This is a genomic window from Roseinatronobacter sp. (assembly GCF_051859525.1).
In the GTDB taxonomy this organism is placed as follows: Bacteria; Pseudomonadota; Alphaproteobacteria; order Rhodobacterales; family Rhodobacteraceae; genus Roseinatronobacter.
The window spans coordinates 79,347-100,655 of the sequence record NZ_JBHYFM010000004.1 but is presented as its reverse complement, the minus strand read 5'-3'; the positions used below and the strand labels follow the sequence as shown (position 1 = coordinate 100,655).

General features: G+C 61.0%; 19 protein-coding genes. 3 read left to right on the top strand and 16 right to left on the bottom strand.

Annotated elements, in window-relative coordinates:
* Positions 1 to 33: 33 nt before the first annotated feature.
* From ACTIE1_RS05940 to ACTIE1_RS05875, 14 genes are all read right to left on the bottom strand, one after another.
* Complete coding sequence (locus ACTIE1_RS05940; RefSeq protein WP_439561556.1) at positions 34 to 891, bottom strand: methylenetetrahydrofolate reductase; 858 nt, start codon at positions 889 to 891, stop codon at positions 34 to 36.
* A gap of 146 nt (positions 892 to 1,037) precedes the next feature.
* Positions 1,038 to 1,787, bottom strand: coding sequence for a GntR family transcriptional regulator (locus ACTIE1_RS05935; protein WP_439561357.1), 750 nt, complete (start codon positions 1,785 to 1,787; stop codon positions 1,038 to 1,040).
* Positions 1,788 to 1,818: 31 nt separating this feature from the next.
* Positions 1,819 to 3,360, bottom strand: a complete 1,542-nt coding sequence (locus ACTIE1_RS05930; RefSeq protein WP_439561358.1) for a flotillin domain-containing protein — start codon at positions 3,358 to 3,360, stop codon at positions 1,819 to 1,821.
* Positions 3,361 to 3,393: 33 nt separating this feature from the next.
* Positions 3,394 to 4,185: a hypothetical protein gene (locus ACTIE1_RS05925; protein ID WP_439561359.1), complete on the bottom strand. Its 792-nt coding sequence runs from the start codon at positions 4,183 to 4,185 to the stop codon at positions 3,394 to 3,396.
* Between the two features lies 1 nt (position 4,186).
* Positions 4,187 to 5,659 (bottom strand): aldehyde dehydrogenase family protein, encoded by a 1,473-nt coding sequence (locus tag ACTIE1_RS05920; protein WP_439561360.1) that lies wholly within the window; start codon positions 5,657 to 5,659, stop codon positions 4,187 to 4,189.
* A 1-nt stretch (position 5,660) separates the two neighbouring features.
* Positions 5,661 to 6,881, bottom strand: a complete 1,221-nt coding sequence (locus ACTIE1_RS05915) for an ATP-binding cassette domain-containing protein (protein WP_439563299.1) — start codon at positions 6,879 to 6,881, stop codon at positions 5,661 to 5,663.
* Entirely contained in the window at positions 6,874 to 7,608 is a 735-nt protein-coding gene (locus tag ACTIE1_RS05910; protein ID WP_439561362.1) for an ABC transporter ATP-binding protein, read from the bottom strand. The genes ACTIE1_RS05915 and ACTIE1_RS05910 overlap by 8 nt, the downstream gene beginning before the upstream one ends.
* Positions 7,609 to 8,535 carry a branched-chain amino acid ABC transporter permease gene (locus ACTIE1_RS05905; RefSeq protein ID WP_439561363.1) on the bottom strand — a complete coding sequence of 309 codons (927 nt, stop codon included), beginning with the start codon at positions 8,533 to 8,535 and terminating at the stop codon, positions 7,609 to 7,611.
* Positions 8,532 to 9,401, bottom strand: a complete 870-nt coding sequence (locus ACTIE1_RS05900; RefSeq protein ID WP_439561364.1) for a branched-chain amino acid ABC transporter permease — start codon at positions 9,399 to 9,401, stop codon at positions 8,532 to 8,534. The genes ACTIE1_RS05905 and ACTIE1_RS05900 overlap by 4 nt, the downstream gene beginning before the upstream one ends.
* Positions 9,402 to 9,469: 68 nt before the next feature.
* The gene (locus ACTIE1_RS05895; protein ID WP_439561365.1) at positions 9,470 to 10,678 is read right to left on the bottom strand and encodes an amino acid ABC transporter substrate-binding protein; all 1,209 of its coding nucleotides are present in this window, start codon (positions 10,676 to 10,678) and stop codon (positions 9,470 to 9,472) included.
* A gap of 103 nt (positions 10,679 to 10,781) precedes the next feature.
* Positions 10,782 to 12,092, bottom strand: coding sequence for a TRAP transporter large permease (locus ACTIE1_RS05890; RefSeq protein ID WP_439561366.1), 1,311 nt, complete (start codon positions 12,090 to 12,092; stop codon positions 10,782 to 10,784).
* The gene (locus tag ACTIE1_RS05885; RefSeq protein ID WP_439561367.1) at positions 12,089 to 12,595 is read right to left on the bottom strand and encodes a TRAP transporter small permease; all 507 of its coding nucleotides are present in this window, start codon (positions 12,593 to 12,595) and stop codon (positions 12,089 to 12,091) included. The genes ACTIE1_RS05890 and ACTIE1_RS05885 overlap by 4 nt, the downstream gene beginning before the upstream one ends.
* A 9-nt stretch (positions 12,596 to 12,604) precedes the next feature.
* The gene (locus ACTIE1_RS05880; RefSeq protein WP_439561368.1) at positions 12,605 to 13,645 is read right to left on the bottom strand and encodes a TRAP transporter substrate-binding protein; all 1,041 of its coding nucleotides are present in this window, start codon (positions 13,643 to 13,645) and stop codon (positions 12,605 to 12,607) included.
* Positions 13,646 to 13,773: 128 nt separating this feature from the next.
* Entirely contained in the window at positions 13,774 to 15,084 is a 1,311-nt protein-coding gene (locus ACTIE1_RS05875) for a LysR family transcriptional regulator (protein WP_439563298.1), read from the bottom strand.
* 226 nt (positions 15,085 to 15,310) lie between these two features.
* Here ACTIE1_RS05875 and ACTIE1_RS05870 point away from each other — a divergent pair, with 226 nt between their 5' ends.
* The 3 genes from ACTIE1_RS05870 (at position 15,311) to ACTIE1_RS05860 (ending at position 18,772) form a co-directional block, all read left to right on the top strand.
* On the top strand, positions 15,311 to 16,045 hold the full coding sequence (locus ACTIE1_RS05870) for a sulfite exporter TauE/SafE family protein (RefSeq protein WP_439561370.1): 735 nt from the start codon (positions 15,311 to 15,313) through the stop codon (positions 16,043 to 16,045).
* A gap of 22 nt (positions 16,046 to 16,067) precedes the next feature.
* Entirely contained in the window at positions 16,068 to 16,997 is a 930-nt protein-coding gene (locus ACTIE1_RS05865) for an AEC family transporter (RefSeq protein WP_439561371.1), read from the top strand.
* A 77-nt stretch (positions 16,998 to 17,074) separates the two neighbouring features.
* Positions 17,075 to 18,772, top strand: a complete 1,698-nt coding sequence (locus tag ACTIE1_RS05860) for a thiamine pyrophosphate-requiring protein (RefSeq protein ID WP_439563297.1) — start codon at positions 17,075 to 17,077, stop codon at positions 18,770 to 18,772.
* A 125-nt stretch (positions 18,773 to 18,897) separates the two neighbouring features.
* Here ACTIE1_RS05860 and ACTIE1_RS05855 read toward each other — a convergent pair whose 3' ends face one another.
* Both ACTIE1_RS05855 and glpK read right to left on the bottom strand, forming a co-directional pair.
* Entirely contained in the window at positions 18,898 to 19,491 is a 594-nt protein-coding gene (locus ACTIE1_RS05855; protein WP_439561373.1) for a VOC family protein, read from the bottom strand.
* A 104-nt stretch (positions 19,492 to 19,595) separates the two neighbouring features.
* Positions 19,596 to 21,083, bottom strand: a complete 1,488-nt coding sequence (gene glpK, locus ACTIE1_RS05850; protein ID WP_439561374.1) for a glycerol kinase GlpK — start codon at positions 21,081 to 21,083, stop codon at positions 19,596 to 19,598.
* Positions 21,084 to 21,309: the final 226 nt, after the last annotated feature.

The following is a 21,309-nucleotide window of genomic DNA, read 5'->3' as shown; positions in this document are numbered from 1 at the left end:
GTGTGTGATGCTGTTTGCAGAATGCCTGACCGCCTAGCCAACGACGCGGCGCAACCGTCCGGCGTTTTGCTGCTGCGCCCATTCCGCGCAGGTCTTGATCCCGCCCAACGGGAAGAAATGCACCTGATCGGGCGCATTCGCAGGTTGCGTTGCCTGCGCATCGCGCAATTCCTGCAACATCTGGTCGGGTGTATAAGGCACCAACAGCTTGCTTAGGTCGCGGGCACGTTTCTTTAGCACATTCAGCGACGGGCCAACACCGCAGGCAATGGCGAATTTGATCAGCGTCTGCAACTTGGCAGGTCCGGCAAGCCCCACATGGACAGGCAGGGTGATGCCTTGTGCGCGCAGACGTGCAATCCAGTCAAAGACAGGCTGCCCTTCGAACACGAATTGCGTGATGATGGCCATATCGACGCCGGTATCGCGGGCATAGACTTCCTTCCAGCGCAGCGCGGCATCGGTTTGTTCATGCCCGCCATCCGCGTCAATGTCGCGGTTGCCTTCGGGGTGGCCCGCGACATGCAGGCGTGTATAGCCCGCTTCCTGAAATGCACCGGTTTGCAGCAAATCCATGGAGGATGCGAACGCACCCGCCGGTTTGGGAATGCCACCTGCCAGCACCAGCGCCTGATCAACCCCCGCTTCCGAACGGTACCGGTCGATCCAGTCCTTCAATGTGGCCAGATCGGGGATGGAACGCGCGGGAAAATGCGGCATGACCGTGAAGCCTTCGCTGTGCAGGCGGCGGGCTGTGTCAACCATTTCCTGAATCGGGGTGCCGTCGATATGCGCGATATAGACGCGCGTGCCAGCAGGCAAAAGCGCGCGGAAGTCGGGCACCTTGGCGGCGGTGCGCGGCATCACCTCGATCGACCAGCCGTCAAGCATGTCGCCAGATGCCCCTGTTGCATGATTGGTATTCACTATCATCCCCTCCGCTCTATACGCTCACCATGAATACATAGACGCGATCAAATAGCAATAAAAATCAAATTTTCGCCAGAAATATAAGTTTCATGTATACACATACATTCCTAGCTGATGACCAGCCCCAACGCGGCCAGTTGCGGCCCCTGCGCGGGTCGGGCTGCGAAAATCTGCTGCACATTGGCACGCGCCGCCCCTGTATGTTCGCGGGCAAGTGCCTCGGCGCGGGCACCCTGACGCGCTGCAATCGCCTCTATCATCGCGTGGTGCTGGACATGCGCGGGCGCAAGTGTAGACATCAGCGCTTCTATCTGTGTCTTGTAGGGCAGAAAGGCCGATGGCGCGGCAAAAGGCAGACGCACCACGCGCGCGATTTCTTCTTCCAGAACCTTGCTGCCCGCCAGTCTGGCAAGTGCCTGATGGAAGCTGTCGTTCAACTGCGAATAGCGTTCAAGGTCCGTCTGTTCGGGCACGTCCCCGAAACAGGAATCGAGTTGCGACAAAAGGCACCGGACATGTGCCATCTGTTCGGCACAAACGCCGCGCTCGGCCGCCAACCGCGCCGCAGTGCCTTCCAGCACGCCGCGCAATTCGATCATGTCCAGCACATCGGCCACGGCGAAGCTGCGCACGACAAACCCGCCGGACCGCGTGCGCACCAGCAACCCTTCTTCTGCCAGTCGCGACAGCGCTTCGCGGACGGGGGTGCGGGACACGGCAAGTTCTTCGGCCAGCGACACTTCATACAAACGCGTGCCGCCGGGATAGTCCCCGTTCAGGATGCGCTGGCGCAGGGCGATCTGCGCGCGCAAGGCATGGGTGCGCGCGCCCTCGCGGTTGGTGCCTGCTCCGTCCATTGCGTCCCCCCCCTGTTTTGCCTGCCGGTTCCTAGTCGTCCCTGTCGCGCCGCCTGCGTGTGTCATCATAGCGGATGTCATCATGCACACGTTCCAGCAGGCGGTTCAGGCCCGGTGCGTGGACAGTCTGTTCCAGAACCGACTCCAGCGCCTGCAACACGGCCCCGCGCGACCCTTCGACACTGCCCACTTGTGTGACATTGATATTGCCGATCTTCTCGGCGGGTTTGACCATTTCAGCCACGATTTTGGGCATCGCTTCCAGACGGGCCATTTCTGCCTCATGGGCCAGCAACTCTGGCGCGCGGGCATTCTCGGCCTTGATACGGGCTTCCAGTGCGGTGGTTTCGGCCTGACGCTGTTTCAGATGGGCCTGCGCATCCAGATCGGCAGTTTCCAACCTGTCAGCAGCGGTCTTGCGGCTGGTGGCGGCGGCAATTTCGCTGCGGCGCGCGGCGGCCTCTGCCTCGGCCTCGGCGGCGATAAGGGCCAGCGCGCGGCGGCGCTGCGCCTCGGCCTCGGCGCGGGCTGTCTCAACAGCTTCTTGCGCGCGCACGGCTTCGGCGCGGGCCAGATCCGCCTCGGCCATGGCGCGGCTTTCTTCCTGACTTTTGTTGGCCACCATCACCGCGCGATCCTGCTCGGCAATCTCCAGCGCGCGGGCGCGGGTGATTTCAGCCTCGCGGATGGCCTGTTCGCGGGCAATGTCAGCGGCGCGAATGCCCTGCTCCATGCCAATGCGTGCTTCGGCGGCGGCGCGTTCGGCATCGGCTTTCGCGCGGGCGACCTCGGCGATCTGCGCGGACATCAGCGCCTCGACCTGTTGGGCCTGCGCGATTTCAGCGCGGCGTTCTTCCAGATCAATATCCAGCTGGCGGCGCGCGGCTTCCATGGCGGCGCGGCGCACGCTGACCTGTGTTTCGCCCTCAATCTCGGCGCGGTCGCGTTTGGACTGGGCGATTACCTGCGTCAATTTGCGCAGCCCCTCGGCGTTGAAGGCGTTGTTTTCGTCCAGCGCCGCGAACGGCGTCTGGTCCAGCGCGGTCAACGCAACCGCGTCCAGTTGCAGACCATAGCGGGTCAGATGCGGCGCAATGGCATCACGAATGGCACTTGCGAATTCCGCACGCGCCTCGTGCAGGTCATCCATGCTGGAGCGCGCGGCAACAGCGCGCATAGCGTCAATGAACATACCTTCGACAAGGGCGCGCAGTTCTTCGGGCTGGAAACTGCGGCGGCCAAGGGCCTGCGCCGCGCGTGCCACAGCCGCATCTTCGGGCGGAACCGACAAGTAGAATTCCGCACCCACATCAATGCGCAACCTGTCGCGCGTGATCAGGGAATGTTCGCCTGCGCGCTGCACATCCAGCCGGATGGACTGCATATTGACGCGCGCCACTTCGTGAAACCATGGCAGCGACAGAACGCCCCCTTCGATTACGACGCGCCGTCCGCCAATGCCGGTGCGCACCAGACTGACCGCGTTGCTGGCGCGTTCATAGAAGGCAGCGGCCAGCGCAACCAGCGCGACCCCCACCACGATCAGTACGATGATCCAGAAAATAGTTGTCATCCTCTTGGTCCTCTCTCGCCAGCGTCGCTTCTGTCAAAGCCCGTCCAGGCTGGTGATTATTCGGGCACTAAGCCCCCCGTCTGCGGCCAGATTGGCCCCTGTCAGACCCTGTGACAGGTCCGACAGCAAAAACAGTGCCGCGCGTGCGGCCGTATCCGTGCCCGATGCGGCGTCCTTAGCGCTGGCCGCCACGATGTCGGGCGGCAAACGCCCGTCATGGCTGGCAGGGGTCAGTGCGTTCAGGCGAATGGCGCGGTCTGCCCAGCGGTTATGCTGCGCCATGACCCACGCTTGCATAGCCCAGCCTGCCGTGCGCGCCGCGCGGTCGGGTTCGGCCAGAAGGCCCCAACGCGCGACAAACCCGCCCAGATCATCCCGGCGTAGCGCCATTGCAGCGCGGGTTTCCCCAAGTCGCGCCTGCCATGTGGCATGCGGGGGGGCTGCGCGCACCAGAACTGCCGCACCATGGGCCAGTTTCGGCGCAAGGGCTTGCGCCAGATGGCGCGGGGCAAGAAGCGCGCGGGTCAGCGTCTGTTCCGGCCCGCCAGTTCCGGGGTCGGGCAGCAGTGCCAAACCGTCAATCCCGTCCGGCAGGGCATGCGCGGCGGCATCAAGCGCGGCAGGGTCGTTCAGGTCCGCATGATACAGCGCATCCAACCCGTCAAACGCCTTGTGGTCATCCACGCCCAGCACTTCGGCGCCAGCGGCCTGCGCATGCAGCGCCACGGCCCGCCCCAATCCGCTGCCGGAGCCGAGCACCACAACCCGCTTGCCCGCAAGCAGCAGGGGCGGCACCATGGCAAGGCTGGATGACAGGTCTGCCATATCAGAACACCGGCGGGAACGGGCGGCCGCCACGGTCCAGCGTGATCCAGCGCGTCTCGGTAAATGTTTCCACCGACCAGCGCCCGCCATGCCGCCCCAGCCCCGACGCCTTGGACCCGCCAAAGGGCACATGCGGTTCATCATTCACCGATGAACAATTCACATGGCACATGCCGGTTTCCAGACGCCGCGCAATGGACAGGGCGCGGGCCTCGTCGCGGGTCATGACACCGGCGGACAGGCCGTATTCGGTGTCGTTGTTGATGGCAATGGCTTCTTCGTCGGTGCGGAACGGGATGACCGGCACAACCGGCCCGAAGGTTTCATCCTGATAGATCAGCATATCAGGGGTAACACCCGTCAGGATGGTGGGTTCCACGAAGCGGCCCTTGACGCCGCCGCCGACGACAACCTGCGCGCCCTTGGCAATCGCGTCATCCAGCTGTTCCTTGACGCGGGCCACTTGCCTGTCATTGATCAACGGGCCGATGACATTGGACTTGTCTGCCGTATCGCCCACTTTCAGCTTTGCGGCACGGGCGGCGAATTTTTCCAGAAACTCGTCAAAAATGCTTTCATGCACCAGCACTTTTTCCACGCTCATGCAAATCTGGCCCTGATGCATGAAGCTGCCGAAATTCGCGGCCTGCGTGGCGCGCTCCATATCCGCATCTTCCAGAATGATCAGGCTGTCCTTGCCGCCCAGTTCCACACAGCATTTTTTCAGATGCGCGCCGGATTTCGCGGCAATCGCGCGACCCACTGGCGTGGAGCCGGTGAAGGACACGCCCTTGACCAGCGGGTTTTCAATCATCTCGTCCCCCATATCCGCGACCGTCTCGCGCGAACAGGTGATGACGTTGAACACACCTGCGGGGATGCCTGCTTCTTCCAGCACCTCGGCAAAGAAGATACCGCCCAGATAAGGCGTATCCTCGGACGGTTTCAGGACAATCGTATTTCCGGACGCAAGTGCGAAGGCAAAGCCGCGCGCGGTCAGAATGCCGGGGAAATTCCACGGGCTTATCACGGAAATCACCCCCATGGGGACGCGCTGCGCAGTGGACAGCTTGCCGTATTCGCTGGGCATAATCTCGCCCGAGGCGGCATACAGGATTGCCCCTGCCGAACGGAACACTTCGGGGATATAATGCGCCTCAAACGCGCCCTTGCCATACCACCCGCCCCCTTCGGCCTGAATGGCGGCGATGAAATCAGGCGCGCGGCGTTCAAACACATCGGCAATGTGGTGCATCATCTTGGCGCGTTCGGTGTATTTGGTGGCCGCCCAGTCAGGGAACGCCTTGTGCGCGGCCTCAATCGCGGCGCGGGCATCGGCGCGGGTGCCGTCGGGCGCTTCGGCCCACAGGCTGCCATCATTTGGGTTCAGGTCGGCAAAATTGCGCGCCGCCTTGACCCATTGGCCACCGATATACATTCCGCGCAGGGTTTTGGGGTGTTTTGCATCAAGCATGTTATCTCTCCGTGCGGTCGAATTGTGATGATCCGGGGCGACGTCGGTAGATTTCTACCTTGCCCCCCGATGCGGGGCTGATCTGTGCAGGCTGTGGTGATCGTGCAGGCGCGGGATCGCCCGTTATGCTGGCGCGGGCAGCCCCCGCCGCGAAGCGCGATGAGGGGCGCAGCGGCGGCAAGGCTGATGGCGCGTTAGTGTCTGCGCCGCGCACGGCACGGGCCGCTGCCTCAAGTTCGGTCAGGATGCCGCGCAGCCTGTCGGTATCGGCCTTGGCAGTGCTTGCCCGCGGTTTCCTGTCCGTGGCCGGAATGCTGGCAGGGATCACCGCGGCGCTGCGCGGGGGCTGCGATTGCTGTGCCGCGCGTGACACCAGTGCATTGATGTCCAGCCCCGACACTTGCGCGGCCGATCTGGTGCTTGGCACTTTGTGCCGGATTGCTATGGCGGGCGGCGTCACGGACTGTGTTGCAGGCGCAGGCGTCACGGCCTTCGCGGGTGCGACCTTGGATGCGCCACCACCCAGATAGGCGGCCTGCACTGCGGGGTCATTGCGCAGCACATCGGCGCGATCCTCGCGCAGGATTTCGCCGTTTTCCAGCAAATACCCGCGATCCGCAATCCCCAGACTAAGGCGGGCATTCTGTTCCACCAGCAAAATGCCAAGCCCCGCTTCGCGCACGGCCTTCAGGTTCTGGAACAATTCCTTGGACAACAGCGGCGACAACCCCAGCGACGGTTCATCCAGCATCAGGATTGTCGGGTTCGACATCATCGCGCGGCCAATGGCGACCATCTGCTGTTCGCCGCCGGACATGGTGCGCACAGTCTGCCCCGCGCGTTCCGCCAGCTTCGGGAACAACTCGATCAGGCGGTCGTAATTGGCCTGCGCATCTTCGCGGGCGCGGTCGGGGTTCGCACCCAACATCAGGTTTTCACGCACGCTCAGGTCACCGAACACGCCGCGCCCTTCGGGCACCAGCGCCACGCCGCGTTCCACCACCTTATGCGGTGGCAGGCCCAGCAGCGCCTCTCCGTTCATGGACATGGTGCCGGTGACACGCCCTTCGCAAATGCCCGCAATGGATTTCAGAACGGTGGATTTCCCCGCCCCGTTCGCGCCCAGAATAACGACAATTTCGCCGGGTTTGGTGGTCAGGCTAACCCCGTCCAACGCGCGGTGTTTGCCGTAATTCACACTTAGGCCATGCAACTCAAGCATCTTCATCAGCCCCCAGATAGGCGCGGATCACATCAGGATCCGACAAGACATCGGCGGGCGTGCCTTCGGCAATCTTGGTGCCCGATGACATGACCACACAACTGTCACACAGGCTGCGAATGGCATCCATCACATGTTCCACCAGAATGACGGTGCGCCCTTCCTCGCGCAGCGACCGGATCAATTCGATTCCGGTTTGCAATTCCGTGGGGTTCAGGCCCGCCAGCCATTCATCCAGCAAAAGGACTTCCGGTTCGCAGGCCAGCGCACGCGCCAGTTCCACCCGTTTGGTGTTGATATAGGTCAGCGAAGATACCGGCACATTCATGGCGCCCCCAAGTCCCACACGCTCCAGAAGGGTGCGGGCGTAGCGTTCGGCCTCACCCTTCCAGCGGCGGCGGTGGCCGAAGGCTGCCCCTGCCACGACATTTTCAATAACACTCAGTTCCGGCAACAGGCGCACCAGCTGGAATGTGCGCGCAACCCCCATCTGCGCGATCCGGTGCGCAGGTTTGCCCGCCACATCCTGACCGGTCAGGCGGATCACGCCCGCACTGGGCGGGAATGTCCCCGAAATCATGTTGATCATCGTGGACTTGCCCGACCCGTTGGGACCGATGATACCCAGAACCTGATGCTCGGTCACATCGAAGCTCATGTCATTCACGGCAACCAGCCCGCCGAAGCGTTTGGTCACATTGCGCACTTCCAGAACAACGCGTGCCATTCAATGCCCCCCTTGCCCGAAGCGGCGTTTCAACCGCGCCTGAAGCCCGACCATGCCGCCCGGCAGAACATAGACAATCAGCAGGAATGCCAGCCCCAACAATAACAGCGTCTGGTTGGGCGCATGGCGGGATATGAATTCCCACAACAGGGTGAAGGGAATAACCCCCGCCAGCGGGCCCCATAACCGCCCCGTCCCGCCCAGAAGCGCCATGATCACCACCTGAAAGGACAGGATCGACGCGAAGGCCGTAGAGGGTTCGATATAAATGTAGCGTGGCGCAAGCATGGCCCCGACCGCAGCCGCCGCCGCGCCCGACACCATGAACAACAGCACCTTGGCCAGTGCCGTGTTGATGCCCGAATGCTTGGCCACAGTTTCATCATTGCCAATGATACGCAGCGCAAACCCCAGCCGCGACCGCCCGATCAGCCACCCCGTCAGGAACACCAGCGCGGCCAGCCCCAGCAACTGCCAGTAGATATGGCTTTCAGTGATCGAGGTCAGGACATACATGCCGCGTTGGCCAGTGCGGTTTTGCACCCATGTCACCAACTGGCGGACCAGTTCCGCAAGACCCAGTGTGAAGATGACGAAATACACCCCTGACAGGCGCAGCGTCACCATGCCCACCAGCCCTGCCAGTCCCGCGCCCAGCACAGCGGCGATCAGCGGCAGCGACCAATATGGCATGGTCTGGAACCCGTAGCCGGTGACGAATGTGCCAAGCCCGAAAAACGCCGCCGTCGCAAGCGAGATGTAGTGCGTAGGTCCCGAAAACAGCGCCCAACTGGTTGCCAGCACTGTGAACATGGCCATGGTTGTGGCGATCGACAGAATATAGCCGGTGTCATAAAGCGGCAGCAAGGCCACGACCCCGAAGGCCAGCGCGGACAAGATCAGGTTTCGGATTTCGCGCGTGCTCATGTTGGTTTCTTTCCGAACAGCCCTTGGGGACGGAACAGCAGCACGCCCAGAAACAGCACATAGGCCGCCGCCAGCGTCAGGCCGGGGTCGATGACCCGCGCCACGAAGGTTTCCGCGATCCCCAGAATAAGTGCGGCCACGATTGTGCCGCGAATATCACCCACGCCGCCCATGATGACGATAATCAGCGCCTTCATGGTGAACAGCACCCCCACGGATGCATCCAGCGTGAAGAACATTGAAATCAGCGCCCCGCCCGTCGCGGTCACCGCCCCCCCCAACCCGAAGGCCAGTGCCGAAACTGCAGGCACGTCAATACCCACCAGCCGCGCCGATTCAGGACTGACAGCAACCGCACGCATACGCAGACCGGCGCGCGTGTAGCTTAGCCACAACCACAACCCCGCCGCGATCAGCGACGCAATGGCAAAAGCCACAACGCGGTTCTGCCCGTAGGATGACCCGAAAATATCAACCCGCTGCGCAAGATAGGAATAGTTGAAATACCCGCCCCCGAATAGCCAGCTCATGATGCCGACCATCGCAAAGGACAACCCGAACGTGGCCAGAATACTGTCCACTTCCAGCGCACCACGGGATTTCGCGCGCTTGACCAGCGGGCGCAGCATGATCCGGTAAATCAGCCAGTTCACCACAAACGCCACAGGTGCAACCACCAGCAGCGCCGCAATCGGACTGACCTGACCAGCCGTATAGACCCAGAAAGCCGCAAAGCCGCCAGCGACCAGCATTTCGCCATTCGCAAGGTTCATGATGCGGGAAACGCCATATTGCAGGTTCAGGCCCATCGCGATCAACGCATAGGTTCCGCCCAGCAGCAGGCCGGTTATCAGGATGAAAAACATGCTTCTTCCATTCGCGCCGTTTCAGGCAATTCGCGGCAGGGCAGTCGCGCCCTGCCGCAAGCGTTTTGTCAGTCCCAGCCATCCTTCAGGATGACATCGGCAACACCGTCGCGTCCGCGCGCGGCCACGCCGCGGAACACGCCGTCCTGCCACTGACCGACAGTCCAGTAGCGTTCATTGTCGTTCATGTCATTGAACTGCACCGGCCCAAGCACCGTTTCATAGGTGTTGGAATTGTCCTGCAGATATTCCATGACGACCGCGCGGTCGCGTGATCCTGTCGCCTCGATGGCCTGACCCAGGATTTCCAGCGTGGCATATGTCGATGCAGATGCCCAGAAATCCGGCCCCTGTCCGCTAAGTTCTTCATGCGCGGTGGCAAATGCCTGAAATGCGGGGTCGTCAGGATTTACCCCGCCCATGCCCAGCACACCTTCGGCCTGTTGCCCGAAGCGCCCATAATAGGACGGGAACGCGGTTGCCACGGCGGTAAAGAAGACGGACGGCGCAAAATCCTGCACGATGGCCTGATCGGTCAGCGCGAATGTATCGCCCGGATAGGACCATGCGATAAACGCATCAGGGTTCGCCGCCTTGGCCCCGTCGATGATGGGCGCAATGTCCTGCGTGCCCAGCGGATAGGAGGTCTGGTAGACAATCTCGAACCCGTTTTCTTCCAGAACGTCGCGTGAAATGCCTGCCATCTCAATCCCGAAGGCATCGGCGACATTGACCAAGGCAACACGGTTGCCAATATCACCGGCTTCGCGCAGGTCTACCAGAACCTGTGCGGTATCCTCGGCCATGATGCTGGTGCGGCCCAGCACGAAGAACATACCCGGAAACTGTGCCGACAGTTCGGGTTGCTGGTTGGTCACGTTCGACCCCGTGATCTGCGGATAGCCAAGCTGGCTGAAGATCGGGGCCGCCGCAAGGTTCAGGCCCGTCGAATAGGGCGCGACCATGAAATCCACACGGTCTTGTGTGGCCATGCGCTGTGCCGCCTGAATGGCCTGTTGCGGGTTGGTCTGGTCGTCATATTCGATCAGTTCAATCAGCGCAGGCCCGTCAGCAAGCTGCAAGCCGCCCGCGGCGTTCGTCTGCTCGACCCACAGGCGCACAGCGGGCCAGTGCGTCACATCCGCACCGCCCGCAAGCGGGCCGGTTTTGGGTGCTGCCGCGCCGAATTTCAGCACATCCTGCGCCGATGCGGCACCCAGACTGCCCATCACCACCGCCAAAGCGGCAACTGTCGTCATCAGTGATCTGCGTTTCATGTTTTCTCCTCCCTGAAACACGGAAATTTAGATTTTATGTCGTCATTGGCCTGTTTTGCCTCTGCCCGTTTCTTCCCCCTCGCAAGCCACATAAGTGGGTGGATCAGCCGCGTCCCATCATCGTATTGGGCAAATACAGCGCAATGTCAGGGAACAGGATCAGCAGGAACACACAGACCGCCATCGCAATCCAGAACGGTACGATCCCGCGATAGATCTTGCCCAAGGGGACATGCTGCGCCACGCCCTTGACGACAAACACATTCATCCCAACCGGCGGACTGATTAGCCCCATTTCCACAACCACCACCATGATGATGCCGAACCAGATCGGGTCATAGCCCAGCGTTGTAATAATCGGCAAAACGATAGGAACGGTCAGCACCAGCATGGCAAACCCTTCCATGAACGTGCCCAATACGATGTAGACCGCAATGATGATCAGCAAAATCGCCAGCGCGGGCACCGCCAGTTCCCCGATGGAAGTGGCAAGGTTCATGGGAATGCGGGTCAGCGCCAGAAAGGGGGCAAAGAAATGCGCCCCGATCAGGATGAAAAACACCATGGCCGTGGTGCGGATCGTGTCCAGCAACGCCGAAAAAAACCGCCGGATCGTCAGATTGCCCGACCATAGCGCATGCAGGAAGGTCAAAAACGCGCCAACAGATGCCGCTTCGGCCACAGTGAAGACGCCTGTGTAGATGCCGCCGATCACGATGACCACAATGAACAGCAACGCGCCGGAATTCACCAGCACAGTCAGGCGTTCGCGCATCGGGGTTCTGGGGCCGGTGGGTCCGGCATCGGGGTTCAGGCGTGTGACGACAAATACAGTCGCCACAAACAGCAATGTCAGCAGCAGGCCCGGCAGGAACCCTGCCAGAAACAGCCTGCCTACGGATTGTTCCGTCAGCAGCGCATAGACGATCAACACTGTGGAGGGCGGAATCAGGATGCCCAATGTGCCGCCTGCCGCAATCGACCCTGTGGCAAGACCCGAATCGTACTTGTAACGCTCCATTTCAGGCAGGGACACTTTGCCCATTGTCGCCGCAGCCGCGATGGACGACCCCGACAATGCGGCAAACCCCGCGCAGGACAGGATTGTCGCGGATGCCAGCCCGCCCCGCCTGTGTCCGACCCATGAATACGCGGTCTTGTACAACCCCGTGCCCATGCCCGACACAGTCGCGAACGCGCCCATCAGCACGAATAACGGCACCACACTCAGGCTGAATACCGCAGAATAGGAATAGGGAAACGCGCCAAGGACATTCATGGCCGCGCTGGGTGAATTCAGAACAGCAATGCCGCCCGCGCCCACAAGCATCATTGCAAGCCCGATGGGCATGCGCAGGGCAAGCAACGCGAACAGCGCTGCGAAGCCGATCAACCCGGCCATCAAGGGTGTCATTTGGTATCCTGTCTGTCTTTGTTCGGTCCGGCCAGTGCCTTTGCCGCTTCCAGCAACAGCACCATGGAAAACAGTCCGGCAGATATTGCGACTGCGAACTGGAACGGGTGTTTGGGGATGCGCATCATATTGGTGATATCACCCCAACGCAGGCTGCCCGCCGCATAAAGATAGGCCCGCCACGCCACAAACCCCAGCACCACAGCGCCCGTCAGGTGCACCAGCACCGTCAACCAGCGCATTGACGGGTGGTCCAGCCAGCGCGCGAAAATATCAACCGAAACATGCCCCCGCACAATCGCTGTGTAGGGCAGGCCAAAGGCCACGATCAGCGACATGGCAAGTTCGGTCAGTTCATAGCCGCCCCGAAAGGGGCGACCAAAGAAGTAGCGCATGGTAATCTCGTAGATTACCAGAAACATAAGCCCGACCAGCACCAGACCGCCCGCATAGGCGATAAGCCGCAATAGCCGTTCGAACCAGCGTTCGATCTGTGCCAGCATGACCTTGCCTTAGTCTACTTCGACGCCGGCAACCGCCAGCAATGCGCGCCCGTCAATGCCCTGCGCGTCCATTTCCGCAACCCATTCCGCATAGATCGGCGACAGGGTTTCAAGGATGCGCGCCTGTTCTTCCTCGGACAGTTCGATCACTTCCTTGTTCGGATCGTTGCGCACGAATTCCACGCTTTCGTCAGCGCGGTCCAGATAGGCTTGCGTTGCTTTCTGGCTAAGCTCGATCCCGGTCAGACGGTCCAGCAGGGCCTGATGTTCTTCGCTCAGGTTGTTATAGCTGCCTTCATTCATCACAACGGTAAACTGGGACCGGCCAAAAATCGGGCCGGGAATGGTGTAGTAATTCGCAACTTCATGCATGCGGAAATCAAGAATCGTGGTGAACGGCACCATCGCGCCATCAATCACGCCGCGTTCCAGCTGCGGATACAACTCGGTGATCGGCATGGCGACAGGGGTGCCGCCCATTTTCTCGATCTGGCCGGCCTGCGCCGCCGAAGGGGACCGCAGAATCATGCCCGAAATATCATCCAGCGAACGGATGGGTCTGTCGCGGGTATAGATGCCCGCGTCATCTGCCGCCCAAAGTGCCAGCACCTTCAAACCGTCAAATTCGGGGTCCAGATAGCCGTTCTCCAGCAGGTTCCACATCAGTTCTGTTGTTTCGATACCATCACTGGAAAGGCCGGGCAGTTCGATCATCTGGGTGCGCGGAAACTGCGGCGATGTGTAGCCGGGCAGGCTGAACACCATGTCGACTGTGCCTTCTTGCGCCTGCCGGATAAGTTCAGGCGCACCACCACCCAACTGCATGGACGGATACAGCGTCAGCGTCAGTTCCCCGTTCGATTCCGCCTCGATCTCGGCGGCAAGGGGTTCCAGAATATTGGTGTAGATAATGTGGCTTGGGCCGACAAATGTATGCAAACGCAATTCTGTTTGCGCCATGGCCGGAAGCGCGGCAAACAGGCCAACACCAAGGGCCAGACCCGCAGTCGTGGCGCGCAATGCGCCCTTAAGGCGATAAGTATTGTTCATGATTTCCTCCCTCTGTAGCGATTATGCCCGATAAGTTATCGGAACGATGGCGCTGTGTTGATGTATGCATAAGTTTCACAAGATTTCAAATATAGCGATGCATTCGGGTCATTGATTTCACTATAAAGTCATAACCACCCCGCATTTCCCTGTGCCATATGCGATGTCACCCTAGCAGAGGACTCTTCAAGAAAACCAAGGAAATTCCGCTGCAGGCGATTGGGCAGTGCCGACCGCAGGGACGTTATTCCGATAACCCTGTGCGCGTCCTCCAACGGGAAGTCCAGCGGCACCAGCAAACCTTGTGTGTATTCATATTCTATCTGGCTAAGGGAAATCAGCGTCAATGCGTCGGACGCCATAAGCAAGCCGCGCACCACCACAAGCGAGCCGGTTTCGACATGACCGCGCGCGGGGTCTTCCAATCCGTGCTGCGCCGAAAGCCGTTCAAACACATGACGCGCAGGCGCATCACGGCGCGGCAATATCCACGGGAAACGGGCAAGGTCGCTGCCCCTGACCTTGCCGTTGCCCGCAGCCAGCGGATGCCCCGCGCGGGCCACGATACACAGCGAATCCTTGAACAGCGCGCGTTCCTCCAGCCCCTTTGCCAGATCCGCCCCGCGCAATGCCCCGATGATGAAATCGCACGCCCCCAGCCGCATTTGCTGAACCAGCGCATCATAGGCACCGTCAATAATTTCGATTCGCGCCGCAGGATGGCGGGCCAGAAGCTTGACCACCGCACGCGGCACAAGCTGTGTGCGCGCCAATGGCAGTGCCCCGATCACCAGATGGCTGTCAAATACGCCCGCGCGTTCACGCAATTCCGCTTGCGCCAGCGTAATCTCGTTCAGCGCCAGACTGGCCTGTTCCGCCAGACGCTGCCCTGCCACGGTCAGGGTGCGCTTGCGCTGCCCCCCTTCAAACAAGGGTTGGCCAACGATACGTTCAATATCGCGGCATGCACGCTGCACGGAGGATTCTGCCTGCCCCAGCTTGCGCGCCGCCGCGGCAAAGCTGCCCGATGTCGCGAATGCGGATATGGCCCGCAACTGTGCCGTGCTGGCATAGCGCACCAGCATATCCCCTGCCAGCGCGCGGTCTGATGGTTTGCGCCCCTTTTGCCCCGGCCCTGTCGCGCGCAAATGCTCCAATGCGCGGCGGGCACGCTTGACGACGATGTCACCTTCCTGTGTCGGGGTTACGTTATTGCCCGACCGTTCAATCAGGCGGGCGCCAAAAACCTCTGACAGCTTGGCAACGGCCTGTGATGCGGCGGGCTGCGAAATATGAACCTTGTTCGCCGCCGCCGTCAAAGAACTTTCGCTGATCGCCACATCCAACAGCCGTAAATGCCGCAGGTTTGGCAACATGATCGCTGGCGCATCCTCCGGCGCAGTCTCACCCGGCTTCATCCAGACCTCCCCGTTATTCATGCTGCCTGACCGCCCACCCCAGAATTCAAACCTGCACCACACTATAAGGAAAATGCAATGATAACTTGTTATGTATTTTCCAAAAAATCACTAAGTCAATGTATATATTGTAGATAATATTAACACGATCATAGACTGAAGGCGGGTTTTGATATTGATATGCAGGGTTGCATTCGTCGGGCTGGCATATGATCTTGGGTTTGTTTCACGGCATCCGGGGGGATTTGTGTTAGGCATTGTGCTGGCGATCATGGCTGTTGCCTTGGGGGGCGTCATGAAAGGCGCCATTGGTGCAGGCGTTCCCGTAATCGCGGCACCCGCGCTGACAATGGTGTTCGACGTGCAAACAGCCGTGGCCATTCTGGTTGTCCCCAACCTGCTAAGCAATGTCTGGCAGGCATGGACATACCGCGACAAGGCCCTGTCACGGCGGTTTTTGCTGCTGTTTGCGGGGGGCGGTGTGCTGGGGGTCGTCCTTGGAACATATCTGCTGGCATCGCTTCCACAGGAAACCCTGTCATTGCTGGTTGCCTTTGCGGTGCTGGGCTATATTGGGCTGCGACTGGCCAAACCGGGCTGGATGCTTCAGCACAAGCAGGCAGAACGGTATAGCGGTGTTGCGGGCACTGTGGGCGGGGTCTTGCAAGGGGCCACGGGTATTTCCGCGCCTGCCTCCATCACCTACCTGAATGCCATGCGCCTGCCGAGAGAGGCGTTCATCGGCACCGTTTCCATCTTCTTCGTAACAATGTCGGCGGCACAATTCCCCGTCTTATGGGGGCTGGGGATCATGAACGGCGAACGGCTGGTCATGGGCTTCATCGCGTTGGGGATTGTGTTTCTGTTCATGCCCGTCGGCACATGGCTGGGGCGAAAAGCATCACCCAAGGTGTTCGACTTTGCCATGCTGGCCGTTCTGGGTGTGATTGCCGCCAAAATACTTGTGGAAACCCTGCTTTGACCCGTGCATCCGGAAATCCGCCATGACCTTGATCGAGATTTTCGTGCCAGTATTCGCTGTCATCGGGCTGGGGTTCGTGGCGATCCGCAGCCGCTATCTTGACCCTGCCACCGTGCAACCGCTTGGCACTGTGGTCATACGCATCGCCTTGCCCGCGCTGATCCTTCTGGCCCTTGCCGGAACCCCGTCACAAGGCGCATTGAACAAGGGCTTTTTGCTGGCCTATGCGGCAGGGTCACTGGCAACAATGCTGATCTGTATGGCCATCGCGCGGTATGGTCTGGGGCTGTCGCGGTCCATGTCGGCTGTGGTGGGGCTGGCCGTGTCCATGGCCAATAGCGGTTTCATGGGCTTGCCCATCGGGCAGGCGCTGGTGGGGCCGGAACTGGCAACGCTTATTCTGGCGCATTGCATGATTGTGGAAAACGTCCTGATCCTGCCTTTGGCGCTGTTGCTGATCGCCCTTGCGGGGCAAGGGGATGTTGCGCAAACCCGTCGCAAGATTGTGACCGATATGTTGCGCAATCCGCTGCTGATCGCGTTACTTGCCGGTCTTGCCATTTCCTTTTCCGGCATCACGCTGCCAGAGGTGGCGCGCAGCACACTGGCCTTTGTTGCGCGCATTTCCGGCCCGCTGGCGCTGCTGGTCATCGGGGGCATGCTGGCCAGCCTGCCCGCACAGGGGCGCATATCCGTTGTCGGGCTGATGGTGGCGGGCAAACTGGTGTTGCACCCGCTGGCCGTCTGGGGGTCGGCGGGTGTGGTGCCGGGCTTTGGCGGGGTTATGGCGGTGGGGGCCGTGTTATTCGCGGCCATGCCCATGATCACGATTTTCCCGCTGCTGGGGGCAAGGGCGGGCCACGGGCAACTTAGCGCTTATGGCCTGCTGGTGGCGACAGTGTGCAGTTTTGCGACCTTGCCGGCGGTTGTTTACCTTCTGGGCCTTGCCTGAGGGGGCGACACTTGAATTCCGCGGGGCAACCGGCGCGCAATGCGTCCCGCCCCGCACAACAAAGGGAGAGAGAGGGTATGGACAAGCCACAAGTCTCGGCGGGGGCGGCGCTGCTGGCGCGACTGAAATCCGTGGGCGTTGATTACATTTTTGCCAATTCCGGCACCGACTTTCCGCCCATTATCGAAGGGCTGGCAGAGGCTACGGCAAAGGATATGCCACTGCCGCATGCGCTGACCATTCCGCATGAACACGCAGCCATGGGCATGGCGCATGGCTATTATCTGGCCACAGGGCAGGTGCAGGCGGTTATCGCGCATACGGATGTGGGCCTTGCAAATTGCGCCATCGGGGCGTTGAACGCCCATGTGGAAAATGTGCCGATCCTGCTGTTTTCAGGCCGCACCCCCACTGTGGAAAAGGACCGTTTCGGGGCGCGCACGGTGCCCATCGGCTGGGGGCAGGAAATGCGCGACCAGACATCGCTGGTGCGCGAAGCCAGCAAATGGGATTATGAATTGCGCTTCCCCGAACAGGTGCCCGACCTTGTGGACAGGGCGCATGCGATTGCGTCCTCCACCCCGCGCGGACCGGTCTATGTGTCACTGCCGCGCGAGGTTCTGTGTGAACCCTGCCCTTCCGACGGGCTGGACCTACCGCCCAGAATGCGCGCACACGGTGCCCATGCCGCACCGGATGAGATTGCCGAACTGGCACGACTGATTGCGCAGGCCGAATTTCCGGTGATTTTCGCGCAGCATGGCGCGGGCAATGCAGACGGATTTGCCGCGCTGGACCGGATTGCGCGGGACTGGGCAATTCCCGTGTGCCAGTATTGGGCCAACCGGCTGGCACTGACAACCACGCATCCAATGGCCGCGCCCGCAGATGGTGGCCCGCTGCTGGCGCGCGCGGATCTTGTGATCTGTCTGGATGTGCTGGCGCCGTGGATGCCCGCCGCCCATGAACCGCGCGCAGATGCGACCGTCGTGCAGATCGGCCCGAACCCCTTGTCACAACGCACACCAATCCGCAATTTCCGCGGCGATATGGTTCTGGCCAGTGACACGGCCCCGGCCCTTCTGGCATTGGAACGCGCGCTTGGAAACCATACACCGCATGCAGGCGTCGCAGCGCGTTTCGAACAGGTTTCCGCCAGCAACGCAGCCGCGCGGCAGGCCACCCTTGCCGCTGCCGCGCCCGATGATGCGCAGGGCATGACCAAGGCGCAGATCGCGCGTATTGTGTCGGACGCCCTGCAAGGCCAGGATGCGACCATCTTTTCGGAACTGGGCTGCCCGATGGCCCCTATGCAACTGGATCATGCGCAAGCATGGTATCAGGAACCCCATGCGGGCGGGCTGGGATGGTCGCTGCCTGCGGCAATGGGGTTTCAACTGGCCGCGCCCGACAAACTGGTTCTGGCGACGATGGGCGACGGAACCTATATGTTTGCCAACCCCGTCGCATGCCACCAGATCGCAGAGGCGTTGAACCTGCCCATCCTTATTCTGGTGTTGAACAATAATGAATGGGGCGCTGTGCGCCAGTCCGTGGTCGGGCTTTATCCTGACGGATATGCGGCCAAGGCCAATCAGGTTCCGTTGACGGGCCTTGCCCCCTGCCCCGATTTCACGATGGTCGCGCAAGCCTCGCGGGCGCTGGCCATGAAGGCCGAAGATCACACGCAGTTTGCCCAATGCCTGCAAGAGGCGCTGGCGCATATTCGCGCACGCAAGGGCGCGGCCCTGATTGACGTGCGCACACGGCCCTGAGTTTCGAACCTGACGACACGCACCTGGGCGGGGCGGCTGGCCCATTCCTTCGGGGATGGGCCACATTCCCTTTGACCCGCCCGTCCGGTTATGACGCAGCCACCAATGCGCAGCGCCTCATCCGGTCACGCGCCGGATGCATAAGGGGCCTTGGCGCTGCGATCTTCCGACAGCGTTTCGCGCGACCGCGTGGCCAGATTTTCAATCGCATCCGCCAGATGGATTTCGGCGATATTGTAATCCCCGCGCGCCACCCTGATTTTATGGGCTTCCAGCAACACCTGCGCATGGGTGAACCCATGGGGCGGTTCAAACCTGTAACTGGCCAGTTCGATCAATAGCCCCAGCGGGTCCTTGAAATAGATCGAATCCATAAACCCGCGATCCTTGACCCCGCTATGGGAAATGCCGCGTTCATCCAGCCGCGCGACCGCCTGACTGAATGTTGCCTTGGACACCGCGAAGGCCAGATGGTGCACACACCCGATATCCGTCGGGGTACGCGACGGGTCGGGTTTGCGGGACTCGTTGGTGAATATCGTGATCAAGCGCCCGTCACCGGGATCAAAATACAAATGCCCCTCATCGGGTGCATCAAGGTTGGGCTGGTCAAACACGAACGGCATGCCCAGCACACCTTCCCAGAAATCAATCGATGTCTGCCGGTCGGCACCAATGATGGTGATATGATGAACACCTTGGGATTGCAGTTTACGCATGGGGTTTCCTGTCATCTACTTGCTTGCCATAAGGCAAATCTAGCAGGAAACGCCCCTGTGTCACGTTTTTGCATATGCCGCGTTTTCGCAGATGTCCTGCGCACTCATACACCCAAAACGGCATTGACGGCCCGCGTCCAGCGATCATAGCGCGCCCTGCGCGGCCCCTCGTCCATGCGCGGGGCGAACTGGCGCTCGACGGCCCAGCCCTTGGCGAATTCATCCATGTCGGGCCAGACGCCCGCGCGCATGCCTGCCAACCAGGCCGCGCCCAATGCCGTGGTTTCCAGCACTTCGGGCCGGTCCACGGGGGCGCCGATAATGTCGGACAGGAACTGCATGGCATAATCGTTTGCGGCCATGCCCCCATCCACACGCAAAACCGGCTGCGCGCCTTCGCGCGCCCAGTCGGCCTGCATCGCATCCAGCAAATCACGCGTCTGGTAACCCACCGATTCCAGCGCCGCGCGGGCAAATTCCGCAGGGCCGGAATTGCGCGTCAGCCCGAAAATGGCCCCGCGCACTTCGGGCTTCCAATAAGGTGCCCCAAGCCCCACAAACGCGGGCACAAGAATCAGATCCTGACTTGGGTCTGCCTGCTCGGCCAGTCCCTGGGTTTCAGGGGCCGCGCGTATAATCTTGATGCCGTCACGCAGCCATTGCACCACAGCGCCCGCAATGAAAATGGACCCTTCCAACGCATAGGTGGGTTTGCCGTCCAGTTGGTAGGCGATGGTTGTCAGCAATTTGTTGCTGGACGCGACTGGCACCTCGCCGGTGTTCAACACGGCAAAGCAGCCCGTCCCGTAGGTTGATTTCAGCATACCGGGGCTGAAACACGCCTGCCCGATGGTTGCGGCCTGCTGGTCGCCCGCCACGCCCAGAATGGGAATCTCGCGCCCGAACAGATCGGCGCGCGTCACCCCGAAATCCGCCGCGCAATCGCGCACATCGGGCAGCAATTCCATGGGAATATCCAGCAAATCGCAGATGGTCCGGCTCCAGCGGCCCTTATGGATATCATACAGCATGGTGCGCGCGGCATTGGTGGCATCGGTCGCGTGCACGCGGCCCCCTGTCAGGTTCCAGATCAGCCAGCTGTCCACAGTGCCGAAGGCCAATTCGCCCCCGCGCGCCCGTTCGCGCGCCCCGTCAACCTGATCAAGGATATACTTGACCTTGGTGGCCGAAAAATAGGGGTCTGCCAGCAGCCCCGTGCGCGCCGTGATCATCTGCTCATGCCCGTCTGCGCGCAGCTTCGCGCAGAAATCGGCGGTGCGGCGGTCCTGCCAGACAATGGCGTTATGAATGGGTTTGCCGGTCTTGCGATCCCAGATCAGGGTTGTTTCGCGCTGGTTGGTAATGCCGATGGCGGCAATATCGCTGGCATTCAGTCCCGCCTTTTCAATCGCCGCGCGCGCCGTTGCCGCTGTTGTGGCCCACAGGTCCGACGGGTCATGTTCTACCCAGCCGGAGTCCGGATAATGCTGCGGGAATTCTTCCTGCGCGATGGCGGAAATACGCATTTGCGCGTCGAACACAATGCCGCGGCTGGATGTCGTCCCCTGATCAAGCGCAAGAATATAGCCCATGCCGGTTGTCCTTTCAGCTGTTGCATACATGTTCAAACTGCAACTTTCCAACGCCTGATCATGGGCATGAAAAGTCGTATGTTTTTGCATTTATTGCAATTTTCGACCGGCCAAGTCCATCATCTTTTTCATATTGCGCGGCCAGCCGCCTGACCTGACCCACCGCCTTGCATACCGCGTAACGACAATCCGGGGCCGCACCGCCCCAAGGCACCGAAATCCCGTT

Excerpts from the sequence above, each read along its gene's own strand:
- ACTIE1_RS05920 (WP_439561360.1), bottom strand. The coding sequence starts at position 5,659 with ATGCTTGATGCAAAACACCCCAAAACCCTGCGCGGAATGTATATCGGT.
- ACTIE1_RS05930 (WP_439561358.1), bottom strand. The coding sequence starts at position 3,360 with ATGACAACTATTTTCTGGATCATCGTACTGATCGTGGTGGGGGTCGCG.
- ACTIE1_RS05890 (WP_439561366.1), bottom strand. The coding sequence starts at position 12,092 with ATGACACCCTTGATGGCCGGGTTGATCGGCTTCGCAGCGCTGTTCGCG.
- ACTIE1_RS05910 (WP_439561362.1), bottom strand. The coding sequence starts at position 7,608 with ATGGCACGCGTTGTTCTGGAAGTGCGCAATGTGACCAAACGCTTCGGC.
- ACTIE1_RS05885 (WP_439561367.1), bottom strand. The coding sequence starts at position 12,595 with ATGCTGGCACAGATCGAACGCTGGTTCGAACGGCTATTGCGGCTTATC.
- ACTIE1_RS05915 (WP_439563299.1), bottom strand. The coding sequence starts at position 6,881 with ATGCTTGAGTTGCATGGCCTAAGTGTGAATTACGGCAAACACCGCGCG.
- ACTIE1_RS05860 (WP_439563297.1), top strand. The coding sequence starts at position 17,075 with ATGGACAAGCCACAAGTCTCGGCGGGGGCGGCGCTGCTGGCGCGACTG.
- ACTIE1_RS05905 (WP_439561363.1), bottom strand. The coding sequence starts at position 8,535 with ATGAGCACGCGCGAAATCCGAAACCTGATCTTGTCCGCGCTGGCCTTC.
- ACTIE1_RS05880 (WP_439561368.1), bottom strand. The coding sequence starts at position 13,645 with ATGAACAATACTTATCGCCTTAAGGGCGCATTGCGCGCCACGACTGCG.
- glpK (WP_439561374.1), bottom strand. The coding sequence starts at position 21,083 with ATGGGCTATATTCTTGCGCTTGATCAGGGGACGACATCCAGCCGCGGC.
- ACTIE1_RS05900 (WP_439561364.1), bottom strand. The coding sequence starts at position 9,401 with ATGTTTTTCATCCTGATAACCGGCCTGCTGCTGGGCGGAACCTATGCG.
- ACTIE1_RS05940 (WP_439561556.1), bottom strand. The coding sequence starts at position 891 with ATGCTTGACGGCTGGTCGATCGAGGTGATGCCGCGCACCGCCGCCAAG.
- ACTIE1_RS05895 (WP_439561365.1), bottom strand. The coding sequence starts at position 10,678 with ATGAAACGCAGATCACTGATGACGACAGTTGCCGCTTTGGCGGTGGTG.
- ACTIE1_RS05855 (WP_439561373.1), bottom strand. The coding sequence starts at position 19,491 with ATGCGTAAACTGCAATCCCAAGGTGTTCATCATATCACCATCATTGGT.
- ACTIE1_RS05865 (WP_439561371.1), top strand. The coding sequence starts at position 16,068 with ATGACCTTGATCGAGATTTTCGTGCCAGTATTCGCTGTCATCGGGCTG.
- ACTIE1_RS05935 (WP_439561357.1), bottom strand. The coding sequence starts at position 1,787 with ATGGACGGAGCAGGCACCAACCGCGAGGGCGCGCGCACCCATGCCTTG.
- ACTIE1_RS05925 (WP_439561359.1), bottom strand. The coding sequence starts at position 4,185 with ATGGCAGACCTGTCATCCAGCCTTGCCATGGTGCCGCCCCTGCTGCTT.
- ACTIE1_RS05875 (WP_439563298.1), bottom strand. The coding sequence starts at position 15,084 with ATGAATAACGGGGAGGTCTGGATGAAGCCGGGTGAGACTGCGCCGGAG.